Genomic DNA, 23,192 nt, shown 5'->3' on the forward strand with positions numbered 1-23,192 from the left:
TTGATGCTTCGTATTAAGAGGGCGGGTTTGGCTATGTTTGTTGAATGATATTTTTGTTAGTGCATATTGGAATCCAAGGTTGAACAGATATCAAGCACTTGACTTTTTTGAGGTGGTGAATTCGAGGTTCGGCTGTATAATCAGGCCGATTTTTGATTATTTTTGAGTGTTTTGTGTTCATGAAAGCAATTGATTTATTCGCAGGAGCTGGTGGTTTTTCGTTAGCCGCGCATCAAGCTGGTGTTGACGTTATTGCAGCTGTTGAGTTTGATCAAAGTGCAGCAAAAACTTATCAAAGAAATCTGGTAGATCGCCTCCACGTACCCACAAGAGTGTATCCGGCAGATATTAACACCATAAAGATTCCTGAATTTATGGATGAGCTCGGAATTCGGGAAGGAGAGCTTGATCTTTTGTTAGGTGGTCCCCCTTGTCAGGGATTCTCCGGTCACCGGTTGGGGGATAGTTCTGTCAATGACCCACGCAATCAACTGTTAATCAAATACTTTGACTTTGTACATGCATTGAAGCCGAAAGTCTTTCTTGTTGAAAACGTACCAGGCTTGCTTTGGAAGCGTCATGAGAAGCATTTGAATAAATTCTTGGGCTTAGCAAGTAAGAACGGCTACAAAGTCATTGGCCCGAAACGAATCAACGCGAAAGATTATGGCGTCCCTCAAAATCGTATGCGTGTTTTCATCCTCGGTGTGCGTGAAGATGTTCAATTAGAGAATCTTCAATGGCCACCAAAAGCAACGTATTTTAAGCCAGGTACAGAGCAGCCTTCATGGTTAACAGCTTCGACTGTATTTGAAAAGCCGCATCAAAGAGAGATAGATCGCCTTTTTGAACGTTTCATCACCAAAGATGGTATGGAACATGATGAAGCTCGGAAGATCATTGATTCCCTTGAATTTGGAGAGCCTGTCCTTTCTAAAGAGGATGATCCTTGCGCATTCCATATGAATCATACGCCTGAGTTGGTTCGTCGGTTTTCTAGAATGGGGCCTAATGGCAGTCGTGATGAATTTGACGAGCAACTACCCTGTCATAGCAATGGACATTCTGGTCATAAAGATGTTTACGGGCGAATCAGATACCATCTGCCGGGCCCAACAATGACGACTGGTTGCAATAACCCATCAAAAGGGCGTTTTGTTCACCTGTGGTGTCACCACGGAATCACTTTGCGGCATGCTGCAAGGTTCCAAACCTTTCCAGATGATTACATTTTCCACGGAACGGCTACTGAGCAAGCTCGCCAGATAGGGAACGCCGTACCTATAGAACTTGGTAAGCATCTCATAACAGAGATATGCAGTAGATTGAATTAAAAAAAGTGCCTACAATGATAGGCACTTTTTTTTATGTCTAGCATTTGATATGACCGCAGAATCTAAAGAAAAAAAATTTCATTTCAAAGCCCAAGCAAGGACAGTTGATCACTTAGGCAGAGGGCAAATAGCTGATGCCCCCACCGCTGTCAGTGAGCTTTGGAAAAACTCCTACGATGCCTACGCGCGTGATGTTGCTCTACATTTATTTGATGGTGACATTAAATGCGGTGCCATTATAGACAATGGTTGCGGTATGACATTTGATCAACTAAGTAACAACTGGCTTACCATTGGTACGGCTTCAAAAGCAAAAAAGCAGTTGTTAAATGACGAAGATCGTTTTGGTCTTGAGAACCGTTTTACTCAAGGAGAAAAGGGAATAGGCCGATTATCTACTGCTTTCCTTGCGCCTGTTACCCTCATAGTTACCAAAAAAACTAATAGTAGCTACACAGCAGCATTAATTGATTGGCGTTTATTTGAAAATACCTACTTAGCTTTACATGAAATTGAAGTACCGATACAAGAGTTCGATAGCCTCTCTGAATTACCAGAACTTTGCCAATCGCTGCAGGCTGACTTGTTAGATAATTTTTCCAATAGTGCAGCTTGGGTTGATTTTTCAACAGATGAAGAAGATGAATTCAATAAGCATATAAAATCAAATGCTGGCTCTTCTTTTATTTCAACACAAAATAAAATTCAAAACTTTTGTAAAGAATTTCAGTTCAAAGAGAAATTTTTATCTAGTTGGGATAAGATTTTAAACAAGGTGCCAGAAGAAGATGGTGGCGTTCATGGTACAGCCCTTTTTCTATTTGATTTGAATCGAGACTTAGAACTCCTTACTAATCGTGGGGATTTAGACCGAGATGCAGAAGAGTATAAGGCTATTGAAAAAGATTTAGTCGATACCCTACGAGCCTTTGTTGATCCTTTCAATCGAAATGTTGATAATGAGGGTTTTGAGGATGAATATAACGAAAGGGCTCAAAAAGAAGATAAGTATACGTTTCGATATGAAATAAAAGCATTTGATAATACTAATCAAAATAGTGGAAACGTGAGGGATATTCTCCTCTATAAAGATGTTTTTAAATATCATGAGTTTTCTCAGCTAGAACATAAAGTTGAAGGTGTTGTTGATGAAAAAGGCTGGTTCCGTGGCTCGATAACAGCATTTGGTGTTGTTTACCCTCATGTGAATATTCCATGTCGCTCTTCAGGTATGGCTGCATTAACTAAAACAGGCTTATTTGGTATTCAAATGGGCACATTTGAGTTAGAAGCATCAAAGTCGACACATGATAAAACTAAGATTGATGAGCTAAAAGAGCAGGCTGAGAAGTATTCTGGTTTAATGATTTTCCGAGATGGATTACGTGTTCTACCTTATGGTAGGGTCGATAATGACTTTTTTGAAATAGAAGAGCGAAGAGGTAAAAATGCAGGTCGTTATCATTGGGCTAGTCGTCGAATTTTTGGGAAAATATCACTACATCAAGAACAAAACCAAAGGCTAAAAGATAAAGCTGGGCGAGAAGGCTTTATTATAAATCAAGCAGCAAGAGAATTAAAGACTCTTGTAAAGAACCTTTTGATAATACTGGCAGACAAGTATTTTGGCGGTAAATCAGATAATCGTCAGGTAATGCTTGAGCAGTTAGAAAAAGATAAAAAGAAACAAAAGAAAGCACAGAGATCTTCTGCAAAAATAAATTTAACTAATTTTACAAATGCATTGTCAATTAATGAGCCTATGCTTAATGAGCAGGTCCAATTAGCTAAAAAATTGCAAAAAGAGTTAGATTCAGATATTCAGATATCACTTAATAACTTAGATGAAATAATCAATAAAGTTGACTTAATAGAGTCACTCCGCACAAATCTTAAAACTCCGAATAAACCTGCAAAGCTTAGTGATTCTATAGAAAACCAATATCGTACATACCGCGACCTGTTTGCCGAACTAAGCGAACTGTTGCAAACTTGCCGACAGCGGTTAAATCAGCTTGAAGTTCAGAGCCAGCGTTTTTCTCCAATTCAAAGTGCTGATAAAAAGTATAAGAGTAGCGAAGCAGCATTAACAAGAATGGTAAACCGTTATAATGGAACGATTAAAAGCAAGTTAAATGATGTAAATAAATTTTGGGAACAAGAAGCTCGTAATGATCGTAAAGCCTATGAAAGTGAAGCTTTATTAGTACTAGACGGTGTGACAGAAATGAGTGATGCGGTTCAAGTGTTAAATACACTTGACTCAATTTATACTTCCCTTGCAGATGACATGTCCTATAAATATGAGTCTTTCTTACAAGCTTTGGATAAATTAGAACAAGGGATAGATCTTGAATCTGCCTTTGGTATTGCAGAGGAAGAAAGAGCGAATGCTGAGCAAGAAGTTAATCAAATTCGTTCACTTGCTCAGTTGGGGATTAGTTTTGAAGTGTTAGCTCATGAGCTTCATGACCAAGATCAGGCTATAACTCGTTCACTTAATTCTATGAGTAGCGATGCCAAACAGCAAATTGGCTTTAAGAATGCGATGAAAGCTCATAGGCAATTTACAGAATATTTGCGCTTCCTATCTCCACTTAAACTATCTGGTTATCAATCTCGTGATGAAATCTCGGGTAAAGAGATAATCAAGAATATTGAAGTTTTCTTTCGAGATAGATTTATACGACAGAACGTAGAGTTAGTAATTGGCGAAGCTTTCAAACGTATGACGGTGGTGGATGTACCTTCACGTATTCATCCGGTGTTTATAAACATCTTAAACAATGCACTATATTGGGTAGGGTTAGCAGAGTCTCGTCTAATAAAAATTGATATTATTGATGACTTGGTGGTCATAGCAAACAGTGGGCCAGCAGTCGACCAAGATGATATAAAACGTTTGTTTGAGCTTTTCTATAGCAGAAGGTCGAATGGTAATGGTGTTGGTTTGTATCTTTCAAAACAAAATCTTTCGGTAGCACGCCATAAAATTTGGTATGCAGAAAATCTAGAACATAAACTGATTCAAGATGGTGCTAACTTTGTAATTCAATTTCGTGGAATGGAAATAAAATAATGGAAAAATCTTATGAAGAACAAATTATCAAGACCTTCCGCGATGATGCGATAAAATCAGTATTACTGGTTGATGATGATTTTGTTCCATATGAAAGTCTAGTACATGAATTTTTGACTCTAACATCAGAGATTGAATCACTTTCAATTTCTACTGAAGGGAATGCCGATGAAGCTATTACTTTGGAAGAAGGTCAGTCTGTTGTCGATAATAAATTAGAGATATTTAGAATAATAACCACTACAAAAAATAAAATTAAAAACTCTGAAACAGCGAAGGAGTTTACAGAGTTTTTTCATCGAGATAAGCGGATATGTGACGTAGAAGAACGGACTGATAACTTAGACTATGACAAAGTAAGAAAAAGTGACTTAATAATTTTAGATTATCACTTAGAACCAGGCGCTCCTGTGCCTGCCGCTTCTTCTTTAGATCTGATTTCTAAGTTGAGCGATAGCAGGCATTTAAATATGGTCGTTATTTTTACTAATGAGCCACTTAAGCAGGTTTGGTTAGAGGTTGCGACTGTCCTTCGTGGTACACACAACAGTGATCCTGAAATATTTTTTAATGATAAGGCATTAAATAATGAGTGGATGGTTAACTCTAACGAATGGGAGTCTTATTGGGCCAATATAGTAAGCAGAAGCCACGAAGTTGCTTTCCTTTGCAAAGGAGATAATATTCCAAAACTTTGGGGTGAAATGAAAGAAGAATGCGAAAATGATCATTGCTCAGCCCCTAGAATTGAGCATGTTAAATATTTGATGGAGAAAGCATTAAACAATCATAACAAGATTGATCAACCTATAACGTCGTTAGAGGTTCATGGAAATGATGGATTATGGATCCAAGCTGGTGATGTATTTGTCGTATTGTGCAGTAAGGTAAAAAATCCAGAGACACAAGAAATTTCTAAACCTCAAGATGTTTGGGATCAAATAGAGAATGCATTAATTGATTGGTACCCGAGCTTCTATCGGGTAGTAACATCACAGCTTCAGAATCAAATTGAAGATACAAACCTATCGATGAAAAAAGCTTTGGCAAAGGGAGAGGTTGATCAAATAGCTGCATTATGGGGCATTGAGCGTTTGCCTAAAGATAAGCATATTGAAGCGTCTAAAGCTCTTATGGCTAACCTATTAGAAGATATCTTTAGTCAATTACAAAATAATAAAGAAGTTGTTGATTTTATTACTAATGTTGCAGCTAATGCTATTTATGAAAAAGAGAAATATATTAGTACTGTAGATGATGCGGATGAAGCACATCTTAGTATTGCACATGCATATAATGAACAATTATCAACTACTCATAACTTCCAGAGTTATATAACTACTGGAACCATTGTGAAAGATGAAAATAATGTTTGGTATTTATGTGTAACACCTAGCTGTAATACAGTACCGACTCAACCTGTACAAGAATTCAAACCTCATCGTCAATTAACATTTGCTAAGTTGAAGCCTGAAGGTGATCTTTCAGAAGTGCTGAAAGAAGCTCATAAATCAATGCATGTTTTTGTTAAGTCCCCAGATGGAAAGCAATTAGTTTTCAGTGTAGTAAAACAAGCCTCTGGTATGCCTGACCTTGTAAAAATTATCGTGAAGAATCATGATAATGGTGAATGGGAAGATGGAGAAAAAAAAGTTGTACTGACTAAAAATGTAACAAAGAAGCAGGTTTCTGAACTACAGTTTGTGGAACGTACTTTTACTCCAATTGCGCAACTTCGTCCTGCGTATGCTGCTCGGTTCCAGAACATTCAAAGTCACTATGAGGGCAGGATTGGTGTTGATTTTGCTTCATTTAATTTAGATGAAATGAAAAGCCAAGCTAATGCATCTTTGACTATACCAGCAGAAACGGCTATGTCAGCTCCTGTAACTTCAGAGCAAGAGGTTATTTCTTCTTCAGAATAGATTAAAACGCATATGTTGAATGTCTCTTTAATGCTGGCCAGTTAAATTTTGGCTGGTATTAAATAGTCACACAATGTGCCGTAAAGTATAAGTCTAACTCGTTATACTTTGGTTTGAGGTTGTTCATAGGTAACCATTCACCAGTGGGGTATTGACTAGCCAGTTGCCAGCCCGAACACATCCGGGTACGGCTGCTTTCGGATAACAGCCGTCACTATATCGCTGATGGTATCCAGCGCTGACATCCCGCGTTTCTTGCAGGTTTCGACCACCGACAGAACCCGTGAGCGGAACTGCTCTCCCCGGTGGGAGCTGGTGCCGAAGCAGATTTTCCGCATGATGACACTGCCCCTCAGGCACCGCTCCGCTTCATTGTTAGTCAGCGGCACGCCGTCATGATTGAGGAAGACCCAAAGCCCGGTTTCGTGTTTCAGGATATAGGCACATCGTCCTGCATATCGTGATGCCGGCACCTGTTCACCTTTTCTGAGCCACGCCGCCAGACGCTTTCTGAGTCTGGCCATTCGGTTGCGCCAGCGGGCCTCATCGATATCGCCGCTTTCATAGCGGTGCTGAAGCCGGAACACGCTGTGACTCAGCAGGACCAGGCGTTTTCCGATAAAGGCGGTCAGCCCTCCGCCGCTGTATTCCGCCATCTGCTTGAGATTTCGGGTCACATGCGCCCAGCAGAACTGGTGGCGGGAGGTATCCAGCCAGTTGTAGCTGGCGCACTGGTCGGTGACGACAACCGCCGGACAGGCTTCATCCAACAGGGACTTGGCGGCGTCCGTGTTCCGGAAGTAGCGGATAGTCTGATACACCGCATCACTGCCGCTGAGCAGCCAAACCCAGCGGTTGGCCGCTTCTCCGTTGCGACTGTGCGTGGTTTCGTCGATATGGATGACAGCGGATTGCTTCACGTGATGGTGAAGGGCCTGGTGCACCGGGGTCAGCATCGCGCTGACCCGGCCCTGAGCCTCAGAGATGGCACCGGTGGAGAAGTGGGTGCCGTACTGGTTGCGGAGCAGAGCCTGTATCTTGCTGATGCTCAGATGGTACTGTCCCGCCAGCACTGTTATCTGGCTCAGAAGCTTAGGTCCCATCTGACCGGAGGGGGCATCGTCAGGCAGGTCCGCCCTTGATGTATGGTTGCAGCACCGGCACCTGCCGTGGAACAGCTGGTACTCGGTGATATCCAGTGTGGCTTTCGGCAGCTCGAAGACCTGATGACGATAGGTCGGAGATGGATTGGGGACGACTTCCCCACCGCATTCCTGGCAACAGGTGTCAGGCAGGCACTGGATAACGGTATCCGTTTCCTTCAGCTCGCTCAGTGGTCTGCGGTGCCCTTCGTGGCCTGGCTGAGCGCCAGCCTGATTTCGGCGACGAGGGCGTTGAGCTTTTGGCGCTCGGCCCTGGCCTGAGGCGTGTCGCTGGCGGGCGTGACGAATTTCTGGAATTCTGTGCCAGTCGGTCTTCATATTCACGAAGTTTGGTCCACAGCTCGCGGATTAGGGCGTTGGCTTCACCAATATTACTCATATTGGGCGGCTCAGCGGTAAAGTGATTTTTCTTTTTCATGGTGCCAGTTTGACAGCCTGGCAGGATCACTCAAGAGGCAAAAGCAGATCAAGAGACGATCATCACTTTATGAGTGTCAATGGGGGGCTGGTGAAGGGTTACGTTCATAGTTCTGTGTCAGCGTAAGTCTCAGATCCACATATTGATCGACCCTGTTTGGGAGGTGGACAGTTTCGTTGGCGAAGCAAGTGATATAGTGACGAAAAAGGCCGCTCAAAAGCGGCCTCAAATACATCGGTAAAACCGAGTTATTCTTTCCCGTACACGTTATTTTCCTGCTCTCGCACACGGATGAAAGTGGTGCGTTTGGTCAGCTCTTTGAGCTTCGCCGCGCCAACGTAGGTGCAGGTTGAGCGTACGCCGCCCATGATATCCTGGATGGTGTATTCCACCGGGCCGCGGTAAGGCAATAGTACGGTTTTTCCTTCAGCGGCACGGTAGTTGGCAACACCGCCGGAATGCTTGTCCATCGCGCTCTGAGATGACATGCCGTAAAATTTCATGAATTGCTGACCGTCTTTTTCAACGATTTCGCCGTTGCTTTCTTCATGGCCGGCCAGCATACCGCCCAGCATCACGAAATCGGCACCGCCGCCGAAGGCTTTAGAGACATCGCCGGCACAGGTGCAACCGCCGTCACCAATGATCTGTCCGCCCAGTCCGTGCGCGGCGTCTGCACATTCGATAATGGCAGACAGTTGCGGGTAGCCGACACCGGTTTTCACGCGAGTGGTGCACACTGAACCCGGGCCGATACCTACTTTGACTATGTCTGCACCCGCCAGAATCAGCTCTTCCACCATGTCGCCGGTGACAACATTACCCGCGCTGATGACTTTATCGGGGAATGCGTTACGGACTTTTTCCACGTACTCGACCAGATGCTCAGAGTAACCGTTCGCAATATCGATGCAGATAAACATCAGATCGTCGGTCAGCGCCATGATGTCTTTGGTTTTCTGAAAATCCGCATCTGATGTACCGGTAGAAACCATGGCGTGTTTGAGTACATCAGCCGGGTTTTCTTTGATGAAACCGTCCCAGTCCTCAACCGTATAGTGTTTGTGAATGGCGGTCATGACATTGTGTTTTGCCAGTGCTTTTGCCATGTCAAAGCTGCCGACTGAGTCCATATTGGCAGCAATAATGGGAACGCCTGACCATTGACGGCCGCTATGCTTGAATGTAAAATCGCGGGTTAATTCAACTTGAGATCGGCTTTTCAGGGTTGAACGTTTCGGGCGAAACAGTACATCTTTGAATCCCAGTTTCAGGTCTTGTTCGATACGCATGGAAGTTCCTTCTTTATCTTCAATGTGATTATCGGATATTGCTCGTCAGGTATGCGCTATTGGCAGATAGCAATTTTCCTGAAGAGCAGGCACAAAAAAACCGGAGCGTTGGCAGACGCTCCGGTTTTCAGCATTATAGGCGCAGTTATTTTTTCTACAAGCCTGAAAAATGCATTTTTTTTATGGTATCCTCCCAAAGATTGCATCCGGATGTTTCCCCCGATTGCTACAATCAGGTGACGTTTTGGCGAATCCTCAAGCACTCAAATCACTTCATAACCAGACGCGGATGACTTCCTGAATCCGAATGTCAAATTTATCATTTTTCTCTTCCAATCTGTTTCAATCCTTGGATAATCCTATGAGTCTCGCTGGCTAAGTGGATCGATTTACCTTGTTTAATAAAAGAAAAACAAAACAGATATTCCCGCTGGATTTCTACGGTGAAGATGGCAGCTGGCGCTTTATTCTGCGGGCTTACTCGTCTGATGAAGTTCTGGATGCTATGTATTGGCGCGCATATATTTCTTGTCACCGGAAGGAGTTTGATCTGCTTCATCTGGCGATCGACAAGTTCAACTATAAGTACAACTACTCGGCCTCTGACGTCTCGGAGTTGCATTTGGGGGCCGTGGGGTCTGCGATGCGGGTTAATATGATGGGTCCGATTGTGCCGGTTAAGCATTTGCTGGCCAATATTGCTGAAAGGCTGGAAAACAAGACGGTCAGCGGTGAGAAATCCCAGGCCGCAACGCATACTGGCCACCTTCAGGCTAAGTCATCTTAAGCGTTGAAGAATGGCCCGAATGACGAGTGAATATATAAAAGGAGCGATGGCTCCTTTTTTAATGTCTGATTTTGGTAAAAGCTTGTGGAGACATTATCTTAAGTTCGCTATGTTAGTAAACGAATCTGACAATAATCATGTAGGTGAATGGATGAACTCATGGACGCAGGGCAGATATCTGGCCGTCTCTTTGTTGCTGGCGAGTCAGTTAGGGCTGGCCACCGCTGCGCATGCCACCACAGAGCTGGCATCCATGTCAGAGTTGGTGGGTAAGTGGCAGTGTCTTCCGGATGAGAAGGCATCAGACAAGGAAGAGAGCTGGGTGAATTATGATTTTCATCATGATGGCAAAGTTAATTCTAAAGAATGGATTCGCTATCAGGATCAAGGCAAAACTGAGCTGGAATTCAACCTGTTTGTCGACTATCACCTTGAGTCACTGGAAGGTGAGTACCGTTTAAAACCGTTATCAATGAAACGGGAAATACTGACAGATCCCAATCAGGCCAATCCTTTTGGCTATGATGCGCAACGCGATCTCATGGGTTACCGTATTTTCCTGCAGCCTGTGATGAAAGGAAAAAACAAAGCGCAGTTCGAAATGTGGTATCACATTACCCCGCAGAATCATTTTTCTATGCAATGTCAGCGTCAGGCCGCCTGACGCGTGTTCAGTCTTTACGCAGATCGCTCACGCTTGAAATCGGCGTAGGAAAGCGGCTCACGACCCAGTAAGTGGACAGGATGAAAGTAGTGAGTGTCGCGGTTTGAATAAAGAGCATACCCTGATCGGAAACCAGACCGGCGGTTAAGGCAGAATAAGCCAGCAAGAGTGAAAACTCGCTGGCTTGGCTGAGCCGGGCAGACAGTTCCTGAGGCGCTTTTTCCTTGGCTAGCTTCAATGCAACAATGAATCCAGCTGCTTTTACTGCCACTAGCAGTATCCCGAACAGCCCACCCCACAGCAACACGGTCCCACCTTGTGTGATATCCATTTTTGCGCCCACCGCGAAGAAAAACAGAATCAGAAAAAACTCCCGCAAAGGTTTCAGGTGCAGGGAAATGGCTTGCGAAACCCGACTGATAGCAATGGATAGCCCGGCGACGAAAGCGCCGATTTCATAGGATAATCCCGCCAGATGAGCCGTTTCCGCCCACAGCAGGCACCATGCCAGTGCGGTAACAAAGGTGTATTCCTGAATCACATCAAAACGACGAAACAGGGGGAGCACCAGATAGCGGACGCCTAAATACGCCAGCAGGCAGAGCAATCCTAGTTTCAGCAGAATGAGTACAAAGGCGCTGATCATGACATCAGGCTCACGCACATTCAGAAACAGAATCACAATGATAGCCAGCATGTCCTGTATCAGTAGTACACTGGTCATAACTTCCCCCACACGCTGATGGTGAAGGGTGGTGGTCGGGATCAATTTCAGCCCTATGACGGTACTTGAGAACATCAGTGCGGCGGCAGCCACAAGCGAATCGCCAAGGGACAGACCAATCAGCAAGCTAAATCCCAGTGTCACCAGAAAGAAGAGACAGCAGGTACCCAGTGTGATCAGTGCGCTTTCTTTAAAGAGACTCAGCAGCTTGAAAGGTTGCAGGTTCAGGCCTAGCAGGAACAGCAAGAGAATGACACCGAACTGGCCGAATTGGATGATTCTGTCGCTGTCATTCAGCAAGCCTAACCCGCTAGGGCCAAGGGCAATGCCGGCAACGATGTACGCCAGAATAATAGGCTGGCGGGCATACAGGAACATTGTGCCTATTAACGCTGAACTGACCACAATGATCCCGAGTTCGAAAATCATGGTTTGCAGTTCATTTAACATACAGCACCCATACGACAGCAATCAGGCTTGTTGATCCCTTAAAAGCATAGATGCTTTAGTGGGACAGGCACTATTGCGACGGGTAAATTGCTTTAGCGAAATGCTTTAGCGGGACAGGCACTATTGTGACTGACTAATCGGATGCCATGCCGTAGAGGGACAGACGCTTATATGTGGCGGGCAAATCCGGCTAGGGTATTCGCCAATCGATCTATTTTACTATTGGAGAGCTGGCGATAGTCAAAGTAGGGACAGATGACCAACCTGTGCTCGCGGTTAATTGCGAATTCATTATCCAGCCAGATGAGAGGCACCGTCAGTTTCTCCTCGTGAATCAGTTTCTTGGCGTAGGTTCTTCCCATAATGATGTGGTAGCGAGGGGTAGAATCTGGTGCATCAAGAACGGGAGGATTGAATAACAGCGCTGTCTGGCTGGATTGCTGGAGAAGGAAATCATCTCTGTACGACTGCCAGCTCGGGGCGTTCGTTGAATGGGGGAACAACTTGCTGTCGAGGGCATAAATCAGCTTTGCGTATACGTTGAACACTTTTCGCCAACCGTTGCCGCACGCCTGGCCGATAGCCTTTATTTCACCTGAGGCAGCAGGCTGTAATTGATCCAGATATGCCATCCCGGGCACGTCTGGCCGGTTTTCGATATAAGCGGCTAAGGAAAAGTCGGGACATCCCAGCCCGATAAGGTGTTGCGTGCTATCTTCGGCGAAAGTATTTGTATTTTCAGGCATCTGTGTCGATCTTCTTTGTATGCAGTATGTTGAGTGAATGTAAGCGTGATTTTACTTAAGGTTTACTTGCGGTTGACACTGCTTTACCAAGCTATATGTACGCTGTACACATATGCAGAAAAACAGGTAGTGTTATATGAAAACTCTATGGATTGGTATCTTGTGCTTGTCTCTGATCGCACCAGCAACCAGTTTTGCTCATGGTGGCAGAGACCATGGTTATGATCATGGTTATAAAAAATATTATAAGCATAAAAATAAGCACAGACACCATCATCATCGTAAACCGGCCAGACATTATCACCATCATGAGGTTGTCGTTATTAAGGAACGCCCTCGCAGGGAGTATCACCGAACCAATTTACCCGAATTGGTGACCTTTGCTGTGGTATCAGGCATTACCTATGCCATTATTGATAACGCATTTTATAAAAAATCTGGTGATAATTACGTTTATACCCCACACCGTCCTTAAGCTGCCACCAGCCTGTTCCGTTTATCCTCCAGATTTACAGACCTTCTGTCAGAAATGGCAGGAGGTTTTTTGTATTCAACATTTTCATTTCCTCTGCGCATGTACTGAATATCAATATTTCTGGTGGGATACATATCACAAACGGTCTTTTATGCTGCCTTTTGATGGGTTTACAGCGGTTCCACAATTTGAGTGTTAAAGCAGTAATCTTTTAAAATCAGATGGTTACGGTTTTATCTAGCAAAGAACACTGCTTTTTCGTGAAGCCAGATTGAAATACTAGATTGTTAGCCCAGTCATATCCACTTCTATGGTTTAGTATTCTTAATTTTAACTGTTATGTGAAGTTTATATCTGCTTGGTATTGGCTTTGTCGAATTTTCCTTTACTCTATCTTGTAACTGAATTGTTAATCTATTGTTTGTGGTTTGCTGCAAACGGGAGAGCGTCCGACACAGTTGCGGACGGCTAGGGATAAGGCGCTGCTAAGAGGAGCTGATGCAATGAATGTTTCACTGGGTCGTACTTTTCAACTCACACAACTAAGCGGACAGGCTATCAATGAGCTTTCCCCTTCGTTCAATCATTTGCCTAAAACCGGGCACGCAGATGGCGAGTACCGTCTTCGCCGTTATTCCATTGTGAAAGCGACCGCCAATGGCGTGCAGCACATGCCGCCCAGGGCCTTTGTGCAATCTGACGACATTAACCACTTTCAGGGCAATGTCAGCCGCAGTTTTGAGCCTTTGGAAGACAAGATACTTTTCAGTGCTGGGATGCATGAAATGTGTGAAGTGTTCAAACGTGCCAATGCCTTATCAGATGATCAGGAAATTGAAATTCATCAGATCCGTATTGCCGCGCTGGAGGGTGAGACTCAGGTAGCGCCAGAAGGGGTTCATCAGGATGGTTTTAATCACATTGCGGTGATTGGGATTGGACGTGAAAACATCGAGGGCGGTGAGTTTCTGGTCTACAAGAATAAAAATCAACTGCCTTTTTTGAGCATGGCGCTCGAGCAGGGTGAAGTCGCTATTCTGGCCGATGATCAGCTCTGGCATAATGCACGTCCGATTAAGGCTGTGAAGAAAGATCAACAAGGCTACATGGATCTCTTTGTTTTGACAGCCCGGGAGACTCAGTATGCACTTTGATGTATCAAGTGTTCGACAGCAGTTCCCCGCACTGGCTCAACAGATCAATGATGCACCTGTGTATTTCTTTGACGGACCGGGCGGAGCACAAGTACCTGCCAGTGTGTTACAGGCGATGACGGATTATCTTGGCCGTTATAATGCCAATCTTGGCGGTTCGTTTTTCTCCAGTGAGGTGACAGTGTCACTCATGGCAAAGGCGCGTGAGTCTGTTCAGGCCTTGCTGAATGCGCCGTCACCCGACAATATTGTCTTCGGTCCGAATATGACTTCACTGACTTTTCAGCTCAGCCGCGCCATTTCACGCGACTGGAAGCAAGGTGACGAAGTGATCGTGACGTCTCTGGATCATTATTCGAACGTGTCCAGCTGGCAGCAAGCGGCGGATGATAAAGGAGTATTGGTTCGTCAGGTTCGGGTGAATGAAGCCGACTGCACACTGGACTATGAGCACTTTGAGTCTTTGCTGAATAATAAGACGCGGCTGGTGGCCGTCACCTATGCGTCGAATACAACCGGCTCGCTGGTGGACATTGCACGTATTGTTAAAGCAGCACACAGTGTTGGCGCGCAAGTCTATGTTGATGCCGTGCATTATGCTCCACACAAGCTGGTGGATGTGCAGGCACTGGGTTGTGATTTTCTGGCATGTTCAGCCTATAAGTTCTTTGGCCCGCATGTGGGAATCGCTTATGTGGCACCTCAGTGGCTGCAGACATTGAAGCCGTATAAAGTTGAACCTGCTACCGATATCGGTCCGGGACGTTTTGAAACGGGAACCCAGAACTTTGAGGGTTTGGCGGGTGTAGTGGCTGCGATTGACTATCTGGCACAGTGGGGCGATCCGCAAGACGGCTTACGCGAGCGTCTGGCAGCCAGTTACTCTCAGTATCAGTCTCATGAAGAAGCGCTGAGTCAGCACTTTTTGAACCGGGTCAGAAAATTCAGCAACATCACTTTGCTGGGTATCGAGGATGATAAACGGCTCGCAGAACGCACTCCGACTTTTGCGATACGTATTGATAATGTACCGCCGTCGGATATAGCCTCTCACCTGGGTCAACAGAATATGTGCGTCTGGAACGGGCACTTTTATGCGTTAGGCTTGTGCCAGCAACTAGGAGTGCTTGAAGGTGGCGGCGTCGTCCGAATTGGTTTCATGCATTACAATACTCACGCAGAAATTGATCGACTTTTTGAAGCGTTAGCGCCGTTTTTGAACCCTGTTTCTGAATCCTGTTTCTGAACAATTAATAACAATTAATAACAATTAATAACAATTAATAACAATTATTACTGCCATTTGCAGAACACTGTCACAGGCTTAATCCATTAAGCTGAACGAATGAAAGCCCGCGTTATCTCGCGGGCTTTTTGTTGTTGAGTGCATGACACTGGATGACAGAATGATCGATCTTGTCGAAGGGGCTATGGTCTCTCCATCCGTATTGGTCATATACCTGAATCCAGCCTCGTTGCGCGGCAGTTAGCACCTTGCCAAAGTGTGCTTTGCGCTTCTCCACACTATTTGGAAAAGCACGATACTCCATCGTCATCAACGGATTTGCAGCTACCTTGGTAGAGTTGAAGGCGCGTTGGGAAAGTAATGCGGAACTGTCCATTTGTGGTGCAAGCTGATGAGCTGGTGCACAATGTTGAGTCAGGTGTCAGTATCCACTACTTATTGATCCTGTACCCAAGTAGGACTTGGGAACAGCAGTGCGGCGCAGAGTGACTGATTCAACTGCCAATTTCAGGTTAAGCCGGGCACATGTTTTTACTCTGGTATTGGTTTTCTGGGAGCGAATTGGCAGGTTTATGGTCTGTGCTGGCGGTATACTGCTTGTGAATAAACACAAATAACAGTGAGAAAGCTATGTTGAAATACATTGTGATTGCCCTGGTGGGCCTGGGGATTTATATCGGAGTGACCTATAAAGATCAGATCGAAGATGCGATGAACGCACGTCCGATGGAGGAGGCGCAGGATCTGTTTGAGGATATGGGTGATCAGGCCGCAGAGGCCAAAGATGCCTTAGACAAGCAGTTGGAGACATTACAAAACTGATTGGTATCGTATGATTTTTTAAGTCATTCATACAACAATGGCGACCTTAGGGTCGCCATTGTTGTTAGGTGCTAATGTCAGATGCTCAGATAAAGCGTTAAGCGTTATACTCAGGCTTTAACTGGATTAGCAGCGGCTTCTTGCGCTTCGGCAGCACGGCATGCAGCCGCAGTGAAGATAACGTCAGTCGAGCTGTTCAGAGCTGTTTCAGCTGAATCCTGAATAACACCGATGATGAAACCGATAGCAACAACCTGCATCGCAACTTCGTTGGATACACCGAACAGGCTGCAAGCCAGTGGGATCAGCAGCAGAGAGCCACCGGCAACACCGGATGCACCACATGCAGACACGGCAGCCACCACGCTCAACAGCAGGGCAGTACCCAGATCAACCTGAATACCCAGCGTATGGACAGCAGCCAGAGTCAGAACAGTGATGGTAATCGCTGCACCTGCCATGTTGATGGTCGCGCCCAGAGGAATCGATACTGAGTATGTATCTTCGTGCAGATCCAGATCTTTACACAGCTGCATGTTCACCGGGATATTTGCCGCTGAACTACGGGTAAAGAAGGCGGTGATACCACTTTCGCGGATACACTTCAGAACCAGAGGGAATGGGTTCTGTTTAGTTTTGTAGAACACGATAACCGGGTTAACCACAAAGGCAATAATCGCCATTGAACCAAGCAGTACGGCCAGCAGGTGCGCGTAGCTGGACAAAGCAGAGAAGCCAGTCTCAGCGAAGGTTTGTGATACTAAACCGAAGATACCGATAGGTGCCAGACGGATAACAAAACGAACGATCAGCGTAACGCCGTTAGACATGTCGTGGAACACTTGTTTGGTCGCATCTGATGCAGAATGCAGAGCAAAGCCCAGACCTACAGCCCATGCCAGAATACCAATGTAGTTTCCGGTCAGCAGAGCGTTGATTGGGTTATCAACAACTTTGAACAGCAGAGTATTCAGTACTTCTGCAATACCTTCAGGAGCAGCCTGATTTGCAGTACCTGCGTCCAGAGTCAAAGTAGTCGGGAAAAGGAAACTCATGGTAACGGCAGTTAAGGCGGCCATCAGTGTACCGAACAGGTACAGCATAATGACGGGCTTCATGTTGGTATGTGCGCCTTTTTTCTGATTTGCAATCGAAGATGCAACCAGAATGAACACCAGCACAGGAGCTACAGCTTTCAGAGCACTGACGAACAGGCTGCCCAGGAAACCGACTTTCAGTGCGGCATCAGTTGAGACAGCGGCTAGGACGATACCTGCCACGATACCAATAAGGATCTGGATAACCAGACTGCCATTGGCAATTTTAGCTAGGAATGGTTGTGGTTGACTCATACTACATCCTGAATGTTTTGAGTTGGTGTGGAAGCGTTTTATGTTGTTTGCGGGAGGTTTTTTAACAGGATAATCGAACGATTTCCACTACTCTTTTTAGAAACTTTTAGGTTACACATTTTTAACGTTACTGAACGCTGATATTTGTGAGCGGTTTATCACTAACATTTATCTGCTTCTGGCGGTATTGGCCTGCTATTATTCCGCTTTAGGCAGTGTCCATCAAACCTTGCTCTGAGTCTGGATGCTGAACAAATAAAAAATCCTGCCCGAAGGCAGGATTAACTATCACGCAATCTTTCAGTCACGGCTCCTCACAGTCACACAAGGACGGATGAAACTCGCGCTCTGAGAGCAGGCATCTTAACGGGTCAGCTGAGTCATTTTCGGTCTGCCGCCGGTATCTCAGGCACCAGAGGCTCCAGCTCATTGGCCGTTTGCGCCTTTTTGCGGCTTTTCTGCTGGCGTTGCAGCAGAGCCAGCAGATCACTCTTGTCCCACGTTTGCGGGGACTCACTGTAATGGGCCGCCATCATGGCGCTAACCGCCTGATCCAGTTGTTGTCGGTGTTTCGCTGGCAGGTGCGATTTATCCCAGGCATTGTAGTAAGTTTGCACCTGCATGGGCTGGCATGCTGTCACTGCAGCGATCAGCTTGTCTGTGATGCTGCTATTGGCACTGGCTGAACTGACGGATTCTGTGGTCAGTGGAGGCTGTTTTCGGCTCCGCAGCCACATCATCAGAGTACCAAGCCAGAGAAGGGTGACGACCAGCGTCAGCCAGGGCCACCAGGCAGAGACGCCCTGAACCTGCTGATTCACGGCAGCAGGATGTGCATTGCTACCCTGCGGATTACTGATCCCGGTCTGTGAGGCACCGTTACTGTGTTCATCCGATGGACGCATGGCGCCGGGAATACTGGCTGTGGCATCTGGCTGAACCTGCAGCACTTTACCTTCAACCTGGCTGATGACTTTTTCCCCTTTATCGGTATTCCACCAGTTAACTGTCAAAGATGGCAGGGTAATCGTTCCGCTCCGGCGGGGTATGATGACCTGTTTCAGCGTCATGACACTGTAATCGTTCTCTTGTTGGTAAACGGGTTTCTCGCTGTATACCCGGACTGAGTCAGGGTAGATCAGGGATAAGTCAGGCAGATTACTTTGTGGTGTGCCTTTCATTTTCAGTGTCAGGGTGCGCGAAACCGGTTCACCCACCTTAATGTGCGGCTCGTCCTTGTTCCATGTCTGTTCCAGTTGAAGATCTGCAGTTGGTAACCACAACCCTTTATAGTCATCAGGCTCAGCAAGGACAGTCAATGGCATAGGTTCGGCCTGAATATTGACGGGGATCCGCATACCAAAACGCCGGCTGCTGTCACTTTTGAAGGCAGTGCCAGTGAGTTTGGCGCCCTGAAGGGTGATATCACCCGGTTTGGTTGCTGTGATTCGGTACTTACGGTTAATGATGGTGTAGCGTCTGCCATTCAGTACGGTATCTGCCTGGTGATCATCACCCACCTGAACCACTTCCAGTCCTTCGCCCTGAGGGGCGATTAAACTGGCTTTTTCCAACTGTTCTCCGAGCTTGATTTGTACCATGTAGCTCTGACTTTCACCGACATAAAGGCGGCTTTTGTCCATACGCCCGTTGACCTCAATTGCAAGATCGGTAGTGGAAGCGGCAGCATCTGAATGCTCACTGACCTGAATCCGGATAGGATCTGACGCGGACGCGCCAATACGAAAGGCCGGAATGGTGAAATCACCTTTCGCTTTGGCAGCGAGCGACACTTGCCACTGGGTTTGTCTCGACACTGAACCGTTAATAAAACGGTTCATGGAGCGGGTACTGGTAGTGCCGACAATGAAATCATTGTTGAGTGGCGATAAGTCAAGGGCACTGGCGCTGACATTGTCATCTATGCTGACTGTCAGCTCAAAGATCTCATTCACCCCAACCTGGTTGGATGACACAGTGGCCACAACCTGGGCGGCATACACCGGGTAAGAGAACAGGCTGCCAATCAGCAGCACGACACTTAGCCAGAGCTTTGTCCGGAAAAATGCGGAAAGAAAAGTAACATACTTAGAATGCATTGTGAGTCCTTGCTTCTGTAACTGTCTGTGGCTACCAACGATTTTCAGGTGCGTCCGGGGCTGGTTTTTCTCTCGCCTGGAGAATGATCTGAGCCCTGAGCAATTCCCGGGTGCTGTCTGGTATCTGCTCCAGTTTTTTTAATGTCGGATGGCTTGCACTCAGGCCACTGGTTTCACCGCCACTGTCTTCATCGCTAACGTCTTCATTATTACCGGCTATTGGCTGCTCGCTTTTCTCAGCGTTTGCATTGGCTTGTTCGCCAGTGGGCTCAATGCGCGACTGAGCTGCATTGCCAGCGGAATTGGCTGGGTTAGGATCTGAACCGGCCTGGACTGGATGTCCCGCTTGTGATGGCTGCTGACTGTCAGCCGAAGGAGGGGATACTTCTCCGGCACTGTCATCATTATGACCCGATGCCTGCTGGCTTTGTTCATCTTGCCGTGATTGCCTTTCTTGCTGCGCATCGCCAGCAGACGCAGAAGCTGTCTGGTCAGACTGACTGGCGTTACCAGACTGGCCGGTTTGACTATTTTGCTGGCTGGATGGCTGCTGCCCTGAAGCAGACTGTACATTGCTATCTCGGGATGAGTTGTCAGCTTGTTGCCCGGACGGCGATCCTTGGCCTTGCTGGCCTTGCTGACTCTGCTGGTTCGCTTGTTGCTGGCTGAGCTGCTGCTCGACGATATCCAGATTGGTTTTTGCATCTGTGTTATCCGGATCTGCGTTCAGCAAGTCCTGATAGATATCGCGGGCCTTGTCCAGCTGGCCAGCTTGTGCGTACGCATTGGCCAGGTTGTAACGAGAGGACGGGTCAGTTAAACCTGACAGGGATTCGATGGCGCCTTCATAATCGCCCGCCTGATATTTGGCCGCTCCTTGCCAGGCGGGTGACTGGAACAGATCCGCCGCTGCCTGATATTCCTGTTGCTGATAGTGTTGATAAGCGTCTTGATCCTGATTTAGCCAGGGAGACGCAACGCTTTTCTCAACCGGCAGGAAAACGATCAGTAAACAGGAAAATGCGATGCCTTTGCGGCAGGCGGGCAAAAAGAGCAGGATCAGCGGAATCAACAGCCAGAATCCACCATTGAGTTTTTCCTCAATGGTCTTGTCTTCACTTTGTTCAGACTGCGCTGTGAGATGAGCCGTAGCCTCAATAAGAGCCAGAATATCCTGATCATTACCCCGCCATCTCACCATGATGCCACCATGGCTGGCTGCCAGTGTTTCGAGCCGCCGGGGATGCATTTTGCTCAAAACCGTGTTGCCTTGATTGTCTTGTAACAGCCGGCCGTCCGGCATAGTGACTGGTGCACCTTGCGGGGTAGCGACAGCCAGAATGGACAAGCGGTATTGATTGTCTTGCAGCAACTGGTCAGTTTGCATAGCTTCTTTCTCACTGAGTCCGTCGGTGATCAAGATCAGATCCCCCTGAGGGTGCCCGGCTTGCCTGAGCAGATCGATGGCGGCTTTCACGCCTGCGGCAGCGTTACTACCCTGAATAGGCAAAATAGCAGGGGATAATCCCGGTATCAGGTGAGTCAATGTCGTACTGTCTGCGGTCAGCGGGCTGATGATGTAGCCATCTCCGGCATAGGCTATCAGGCCTGTGCTGCCTTCCTGCCAGTAGGGCAGAAGGTCCATGGCTTTATAGCGGGCCTGAGTCAGACGGTTAGGGGGCAGATCGGTCGCGTACATGGAGTTCGACATATCCATGATAATCACTCTGGCGCCGCTCAGGTTAGAGGCGGGCAACATTTGTTTTTGCCAGCTGGGGCCGGCCATCGCAATCACCGCCAGTATCCATCCGATGCTGAGGAGCAGAAGCGATAGCACGCGGACTCGCTGAGAGGAGGGTTTATTGTCGGGTTGAAGGTGCGCAGCAATCAGCCCAGACTGTGCACGGCATTGAGCCAACCAGGGCAAGAGGACAGCTAGCGGAATCAATGCGAGTAACCAAGAGGGATGTAAGAAAGTAAAATCAGCCATATCGCCTCCAACGGATTGCCAGCAGGACGCTGAAGAGCAGTGCCCCTGCCAGCGGGAAACGAAACAGCTCCTCTCTGGGCCGCCAGGTTTGCTGAGCGGTTGATACCGGCTCCAGATCGTTGATTGACTGGTAAATGCTGGCTAATTCCTGCGGATTCCTTGCCCTGAAATACTGACCCTCTGTGAGGGCTGCGATTTGGGTAAGCGCATGCTCGTCCAAATCCTGCGAGGGGTTTACCATACGATCACCAAAGAAACTGCGCTGCACCATTTCATCGGCACCTATGCCGACTGTGTAAATTCTGACCTTGTTCTCAGCGGCCAGCTTTGCCGCTTCCATCGGATTGATCACCCCGGAAGTATTGGCTCCGTCACTGAGCAGGATAATCACACGTTGCTCGGCGTCACTGTTGATAAAGCTTTTTGCTGCGATGCCCAGCCCTTCACCAATGGCGGTGCTTTGCCCGATCAGTCCGAGCACAGTTCTGGCTAATTGCTGCTTTACCGTGTTCAGATCGAAGGTCAATGGTGTTTGCAGGTAGGCATGATTGGCGAACAGTACCAAACCCAGCCTGTCGCCCTGGCGCTTGCCGATGAAGTCGGTTACCACCTTTTTTACCGCAGTAAGGCGATCGACAGTGTTACCCTGACCATCAACCATATCTTCAATTGACATTGAACCGGATAAATCGACAGCCAGTAACATGTCTCTGTGTTCAGGCTGTATCTGAACGGGATCACCAAACCAGACTGGCCTGGCGAGCGCCCCTAGCAAACTTACCCAGCACAGCAGAGCCAGAATGCCTTGCCAGCGTCGAACCGGCTTTTTGACCAGATTTTCCGGCAGTACCGGCAATGTGATGACTGCCTCGGGTTGAACCGGCCTGGAAAAGCGGTAGATAAACCAGGGCAGTGGAAGCAATACGAACGCCCACCACCATACAAATTCAAACATGCCTGTCCCCTTTTGCTGCATCCCCTTTCATCGCTGGGGTATGTTGAGGGATACGGGGCGGAAGGGCGTGCCTTAACCAGATCTCAGCCTGATGCCGGCAGGCATCACGAATGTCACCTCTGGTTTCCGAGGCATAAAGAGCCTGTGTCCATGCATCATTCAGCAACACAAATCCCCGGTGTTGTTCGGGTAACTGATGATCTAAAAATGCCATCCATTGATGGCCACTCAGCCCCGCCACCTGCTCACGGGGAAAGTAGGTAAGTGCGGCCTGTCTGAGCAAGGTGTTCAATTCTGACACCGATTGAGCGTGTTTGAGTTGTCTTAATGCTTGTTTTTTACCAGCCTTTAACCCGCGTCTGGCCTTGAGCTGATTCACGACCAAATACAACAGGGCAAGCAGGATAATGACAAGCAAAGCACTTGCCCACCATCCCCAGGCCAGAGGCCAGGGATCCGGCAAAGCTGGCAAATGGAGATCGGCCAGCTGCAATGGATGCGTATGTGTTTGTGCCAT

17 protein-coding genes and 1 pseudogene are annotated in these 23,192 nt (G+C 47.0%); 9 read left to right on the plus strand and 9 right to left on the minus strand.

The window, feature by feature from the left end:
* Positions 1–179 precede the first annotated feature (179 nt).
* From KCG43_RS12685 to KCG43_RS12695, 3 genes are read left to right on the plus strand one after another with little or no spacing between them, the layout of a single operon-like run.
* Positions 180–1,334 carry a DNA cytosine methyltransferase gene (locus tag KCG43_RS12685; protein WP_255558030.1) on the plus strand — a complete coding sequence of 385 codons (1,155 nt, stop codon included), beginning with the start codon at positions 180–182 and terminating at the stop codon, positions 1,332–1,334.
* Between the two features lie 49 nt (positions 1,335–1,383).
* On the plus strand, positions 1,384–4,413 hold the full coding sequence (locus KCG43_RS12690; RefSeq protein ID WP_218385329.1) for an ATP-binding protein: 3,030 nt from the start codon (positions 1,384–1,386) through the stop codon (positions 4,411–4,413).
* Positions 4,413–6,338, plus strand: coding sequence for a response regulator receiver domain (locus tag KCG43_RS12695; protein WP_218385331.1), 1,926 nt, complete (start codon positions 4,413–4,415; stop codon positions 6,336–6,338). The genes KCG43_RS12690 and KCG43_RS12695 overlap by 1 nt, the downstream gene beginning before the upstream one ends.
* Positions 6,339–6,493: 155 nt before the next feature.
* On the opposite strand, the pseudogene KCG43_RS12700 reads toward KCG43_RS12695, so the two are convergent.
* Positions 6,494–7,919: pseudogene (locus tag KCG43_RS12700) on the minus strand (IS66 family transposase).
* A 248-nt stretch (positions 7,920–8,167) separates the two neighbouring features.
* Positions 8,168–9,211: a GMP reductase gene (locus tag KCG43_RS12705; protein WP_218385333.1), complete on the minus strand. Its 1,044-nt coding sequence runs from the start codon at positions 9,209–9,211 to the stop codon at positions 8,168–8,170.
* A gap of 394 nt (positions 9,212–9,605) precedes the next feature.
* Between KCG43_RS12705 and KCG43_RS12710 the strand changes: the two genes are divergently transcribed.
* Together KCG43_RS12710 and KCG43_RS12715 are read left to right on the plus strand one after the other, a co-directional pair.
* Positions 9,606–9,998 carry a hypothetical protein gene (locus KCG43_RS12710; RefSeq protein ID WP_225445375.1) on the plus strand — a complete coding sequence of 131 codons (393 nt, stop codon included), beginning with the start codon at positions 9,606–9,608 and terminating at the stop codon, positions 9,996–9,998.
* A gap of 151 nt (positions 9,999–10,149) precedes the next feature.
* Positions 10,150–10,662, plus strand: a complete 513-nt coding sequence (locus KCG43_RS12715; protein ID WP_192017724.1) for a hypothetical protein — start codon at positions 10,150–10,152, stop codon at positions 10,660–10,662.
* A 7-nt stretch (positions 10,663–10,669) separates the two neighbouring features.
* On the opposite strand, the gene KCG43_RS12720 is transcribed toward KCG43_RS12715, so the two are convergent.
* Positions 10,670–11,836: a cation:proton antiporter gene (locus KCG43_RS12720; protein ID WP_218385336.1), complete on the minus strand. Its 1,167-nt coding sequence runs from the start codon at positions 11,834–11,836 to the stop codon at positions 10,670–10,672.
* Positions 11,837–12,003: 167 nt separating this feature from the next.
* Positions 12,004–12,582 carry a hypothetical protein gene (locus KCG43_RS12725; RefSeq protein WP_218385338.1) on the minus strand — a complete coding sequence of 193 codons (579 nt, stop codon included), beginning with the start codon at positions 12,580–12,582 and terminating at the stop codon, positions 12,004–12,006.
* A gap of 136 nt (positions 12,583–12,718) precedes the next feature.
* Between KCG43_RS12725 and KCG43_RS12730 the strand changes: the two genes are divergently transcribed.
* The 4 genes from KCG43_RS12730 (at position 12,719) to KCG43_RS12745 (ending at position 16,279) form a co-directional block, all read left to right on the plus strand.
* Complete coding sequence (locus KCG43_RS12730) at positions 12,719–13,057, plus strand: hypothetical protein (protein ID WP_218385341.1); 339 nt, start codon at positions 12,719–12,721, stop codon at positions 13,055–13,057.
* 503 nt (positions 13,058–13,560) lie between these two features.
* Positions 13,561–14,211, plus strand: a complete 651-nt coding sequence (locus tag KCG43_RS12735) for a 2OG-Fe dioxygenase family protein (protein ID WP_192017720.1) — start codon at positions 13,561–13,563, stop codon at positions 14,209–14,211.
* Complete coding sequence (locus KCG43_RS12740) at positions 14,201–15,457, plus strand: cysteine desulfurase-like protein (protein WP_218385343.1); 1,257 nt, start codon at positions 14,201–14,203, stop codon at positions 15,455–15,457. Before KCG43_RS12735 ends, KCG43_RS12740 begins: the two co-directional genes overlap by 11 nt.
* A 630-nt stretch (positions 15,458–16,087) precedes the next feature.
* Positions 16,088–16,279, plus strand: a complete 192-nt coding sequence (locus KCG43_RS12745; RefSeq protein WP_192016823.1) for a YtxH domain-containing protein — start codon at positions 16,088–16,090, stop codon at positions 16,277–16,279.
* 110 nt (positions 16,280–16,389) lie between these two features.
* Here the strand turns inward: KCG43_RS12745 and sstT are convergent, their stop codons facing one another.
* The 5 genes from sstT to KCG43_RS12770 all read right to left on the minus strand — a co-directional run bounded on the left by sstT (position 16,390) and on the right by KCG43_RS12770 (position 23,192).
* Positions 16,390–17,631: a serine/threonine transporter SstT gene (gene sstT, locus KCG43_RS12750; protein WP_192016824.1), complete on the minus strand. Its 1,242-nt coding sequence runs from the start codon at positions 17,629–17,631 to the stop codon at positions 16,390–16,392.
* A 380-nt stretch (positions 17,632–18,011) separates the two neighbouring features.
* Complete coding sequence (locus KCG43_RS12755; RefSeq protein WP_218385344.1) at positions 18,012–19,730, minus strand: BatD family protein; 1,719 nt, start codon at positions 19,728–19,730, stop codon at positions 18,012–18,014.
* Positions 19,731–19,761: 31 nt separating this feature from the next.
* Positions 19,762–21,720 carry a VWA domain-containing protein gene (locus tag KCG43_RS12760; RefSeq protein ID WP_218385345.1) on the minus strand — a complete coding sequence of 653 codons (1,959 nt, stop codon included), beginning with the start codon at positions 21,718–21,720 and terminating at the stop codon, positions 19,762–19,764.
* Positions 21,713–22,675, minus strand: a complete 963-nt coding sequence (locus KCG43_RS12765) for a VWA domain-containing protein (protein WP_218385346.1) — start codon at positions 22,673–22,675, stop codon at positions 21,713–21,715. The genes KCG43_RS12760 and KCG43_RS12765 overlap by 8 nt, the downstream gene beginning before the upstream one ends.
* Positions 22,668–23,192: a DUF4381 domain-containing protein gene (locus KCG43_RS12770; protein WP_218385347.1), complete on the minus strand. Its 525-nt coding sequence runs from the start codon at positions 23,190–23,192 to the stop codon at positions 22,668–22,670. The genes KCG43_RS12765 and KCG43_RS12770 overlap by 8 nt, the downstream gene beginning before the upstream one ends.

Source organism: Photobacterium sp. WH24 (genome assembly GCF_019204055.1).
In the GTDB taxonomy this organism is placed as follows: domain Bacteria; phylum Pseudomonadota; class Gammaproteobacteria; order Enterobacterales; family Vibrionaceae; genus Photobacterium; species Photobacterium arenosum.

What these genes read in the sequence shown, in the direction of transcription:
- KCG43_RS12690 (WP_218385329.1), top strand. Translation starts at nt 1,384, where the DNA reads ATGACCGCAGAATCTAAAGAAAAAAAATTTCATTTCAAAGCCCAAGCA.
- KCG43_RS12770 (WP_218385347.1), bottom strand. Translation starts at nt 23,192, where the DNA reads ATGGCACAAACACATACGCATCCATTGCAGCTGGCCGATCTCCATTTG.
- KCG43_RS12765 (WP_218385346.1), bottom strand. Translation starts at nt 22,675, where the DNA reads ATGTTTGAATTTGTATGGTGGTGGGCGTTCGTATTGCTTCCACTGCCC.
- KCG43_RS12760 (WP_218385345.1), bottom strand. Translation starts at nt 21,720, where the DNA reads ATGGCTGATTTTACTTTCTTACATCCCTCTTGGTTACTCGCATTGATT.
- KCG43_RS12755 (WP_218385344.1), bottom strand. Translation starts at nt 19,730, where the DNA reads ATGCATTCTAAGTATGTTACTTTTCTTTCCGCATTTTTCCGGACAAAG.
- KCG43_RS12735 (WP_192017720.1), top strand. Translation starts at nt 13,561, where the DNA reads ATGAATGTTTCACTGGGTCGTACTTTTCAACTCACACAACTAAGCGGA.
- KCG43_RS12695 (WP_218385331.1), top strand. Translation starts at nt 4,413, where the DNA reads ATGGAAAAATCTTATGAAGAACAAATTATCAAGACCTTCCGCGATGAT.
- sstT (WP_192016824.1), bottom strand. Translation starts at nt 17,631, where the DNA reads ATGAGTCAACCACAACCATTCCTAGCTAAAATTGCCAATGGCAGTCTG.
- KCG43_RS12715 (WP_192017724.1), top strand. Translation starts at nt 10,150, where the DNA reads ATGAACTCATGGACGCAGGGCAGATATCTGGCCGTCTCTTTGTTGCTG.
- KCG43_RS12705 (WP_218385333.1), bottom strand. Translation starts at nt 9,211, where the DNA reads ATGCGTATCGAACAAGACCTGAAACTGGGATTCAAAGATGTACTGTTT.
- KCG43_RS12685 (WP_255558030.1), top strand. Translation starts at nt 180, where the DNA reads ATGAAAGCAATTGATTTATTCGCAGGAGCTGGTGGTTTTTCGTTAGCC.
- KCG43_RS12740 (WP_218385343.1), top strand. Translation starts at nt 14,201, where the DNA reads ATGCACTTTGATGTATCAAGTGTTCGACAGCAGTTCCCCGCACTGGCT.
- KCG43_RS12745 (WP_192016823.1), top strand. Translation starts at nt 16,088, where the DNA reads ATGTTGAAATACATTGTGATTGCCCTGGTGGGCCTGGGGATTTATATC.
- KCG43_RS12720 (WP_218385336.1), bottom strand. Translation starts at nt 11,836, where the DNA reads ATGTTAAATGAACTGCAAACCATGATTTTCGAACTCGGGATCATTGTG.
- KCG43_RS12730 (WP_218385341.1), top strand. Translation starts at nt 12,719, where the DNA reads ATGAAAACTCTATGGATTGGTATCTTGTGCTTGTCTCTGATCGCACCA.
- KCG43_RS12725 (WP_218385338.1), bottom strand. Translation starts at nt 12,582, where the DNA reads ATGCCTGAAAATACAAATACTTTCGCCGAAGATAGCACGCAACACCTT.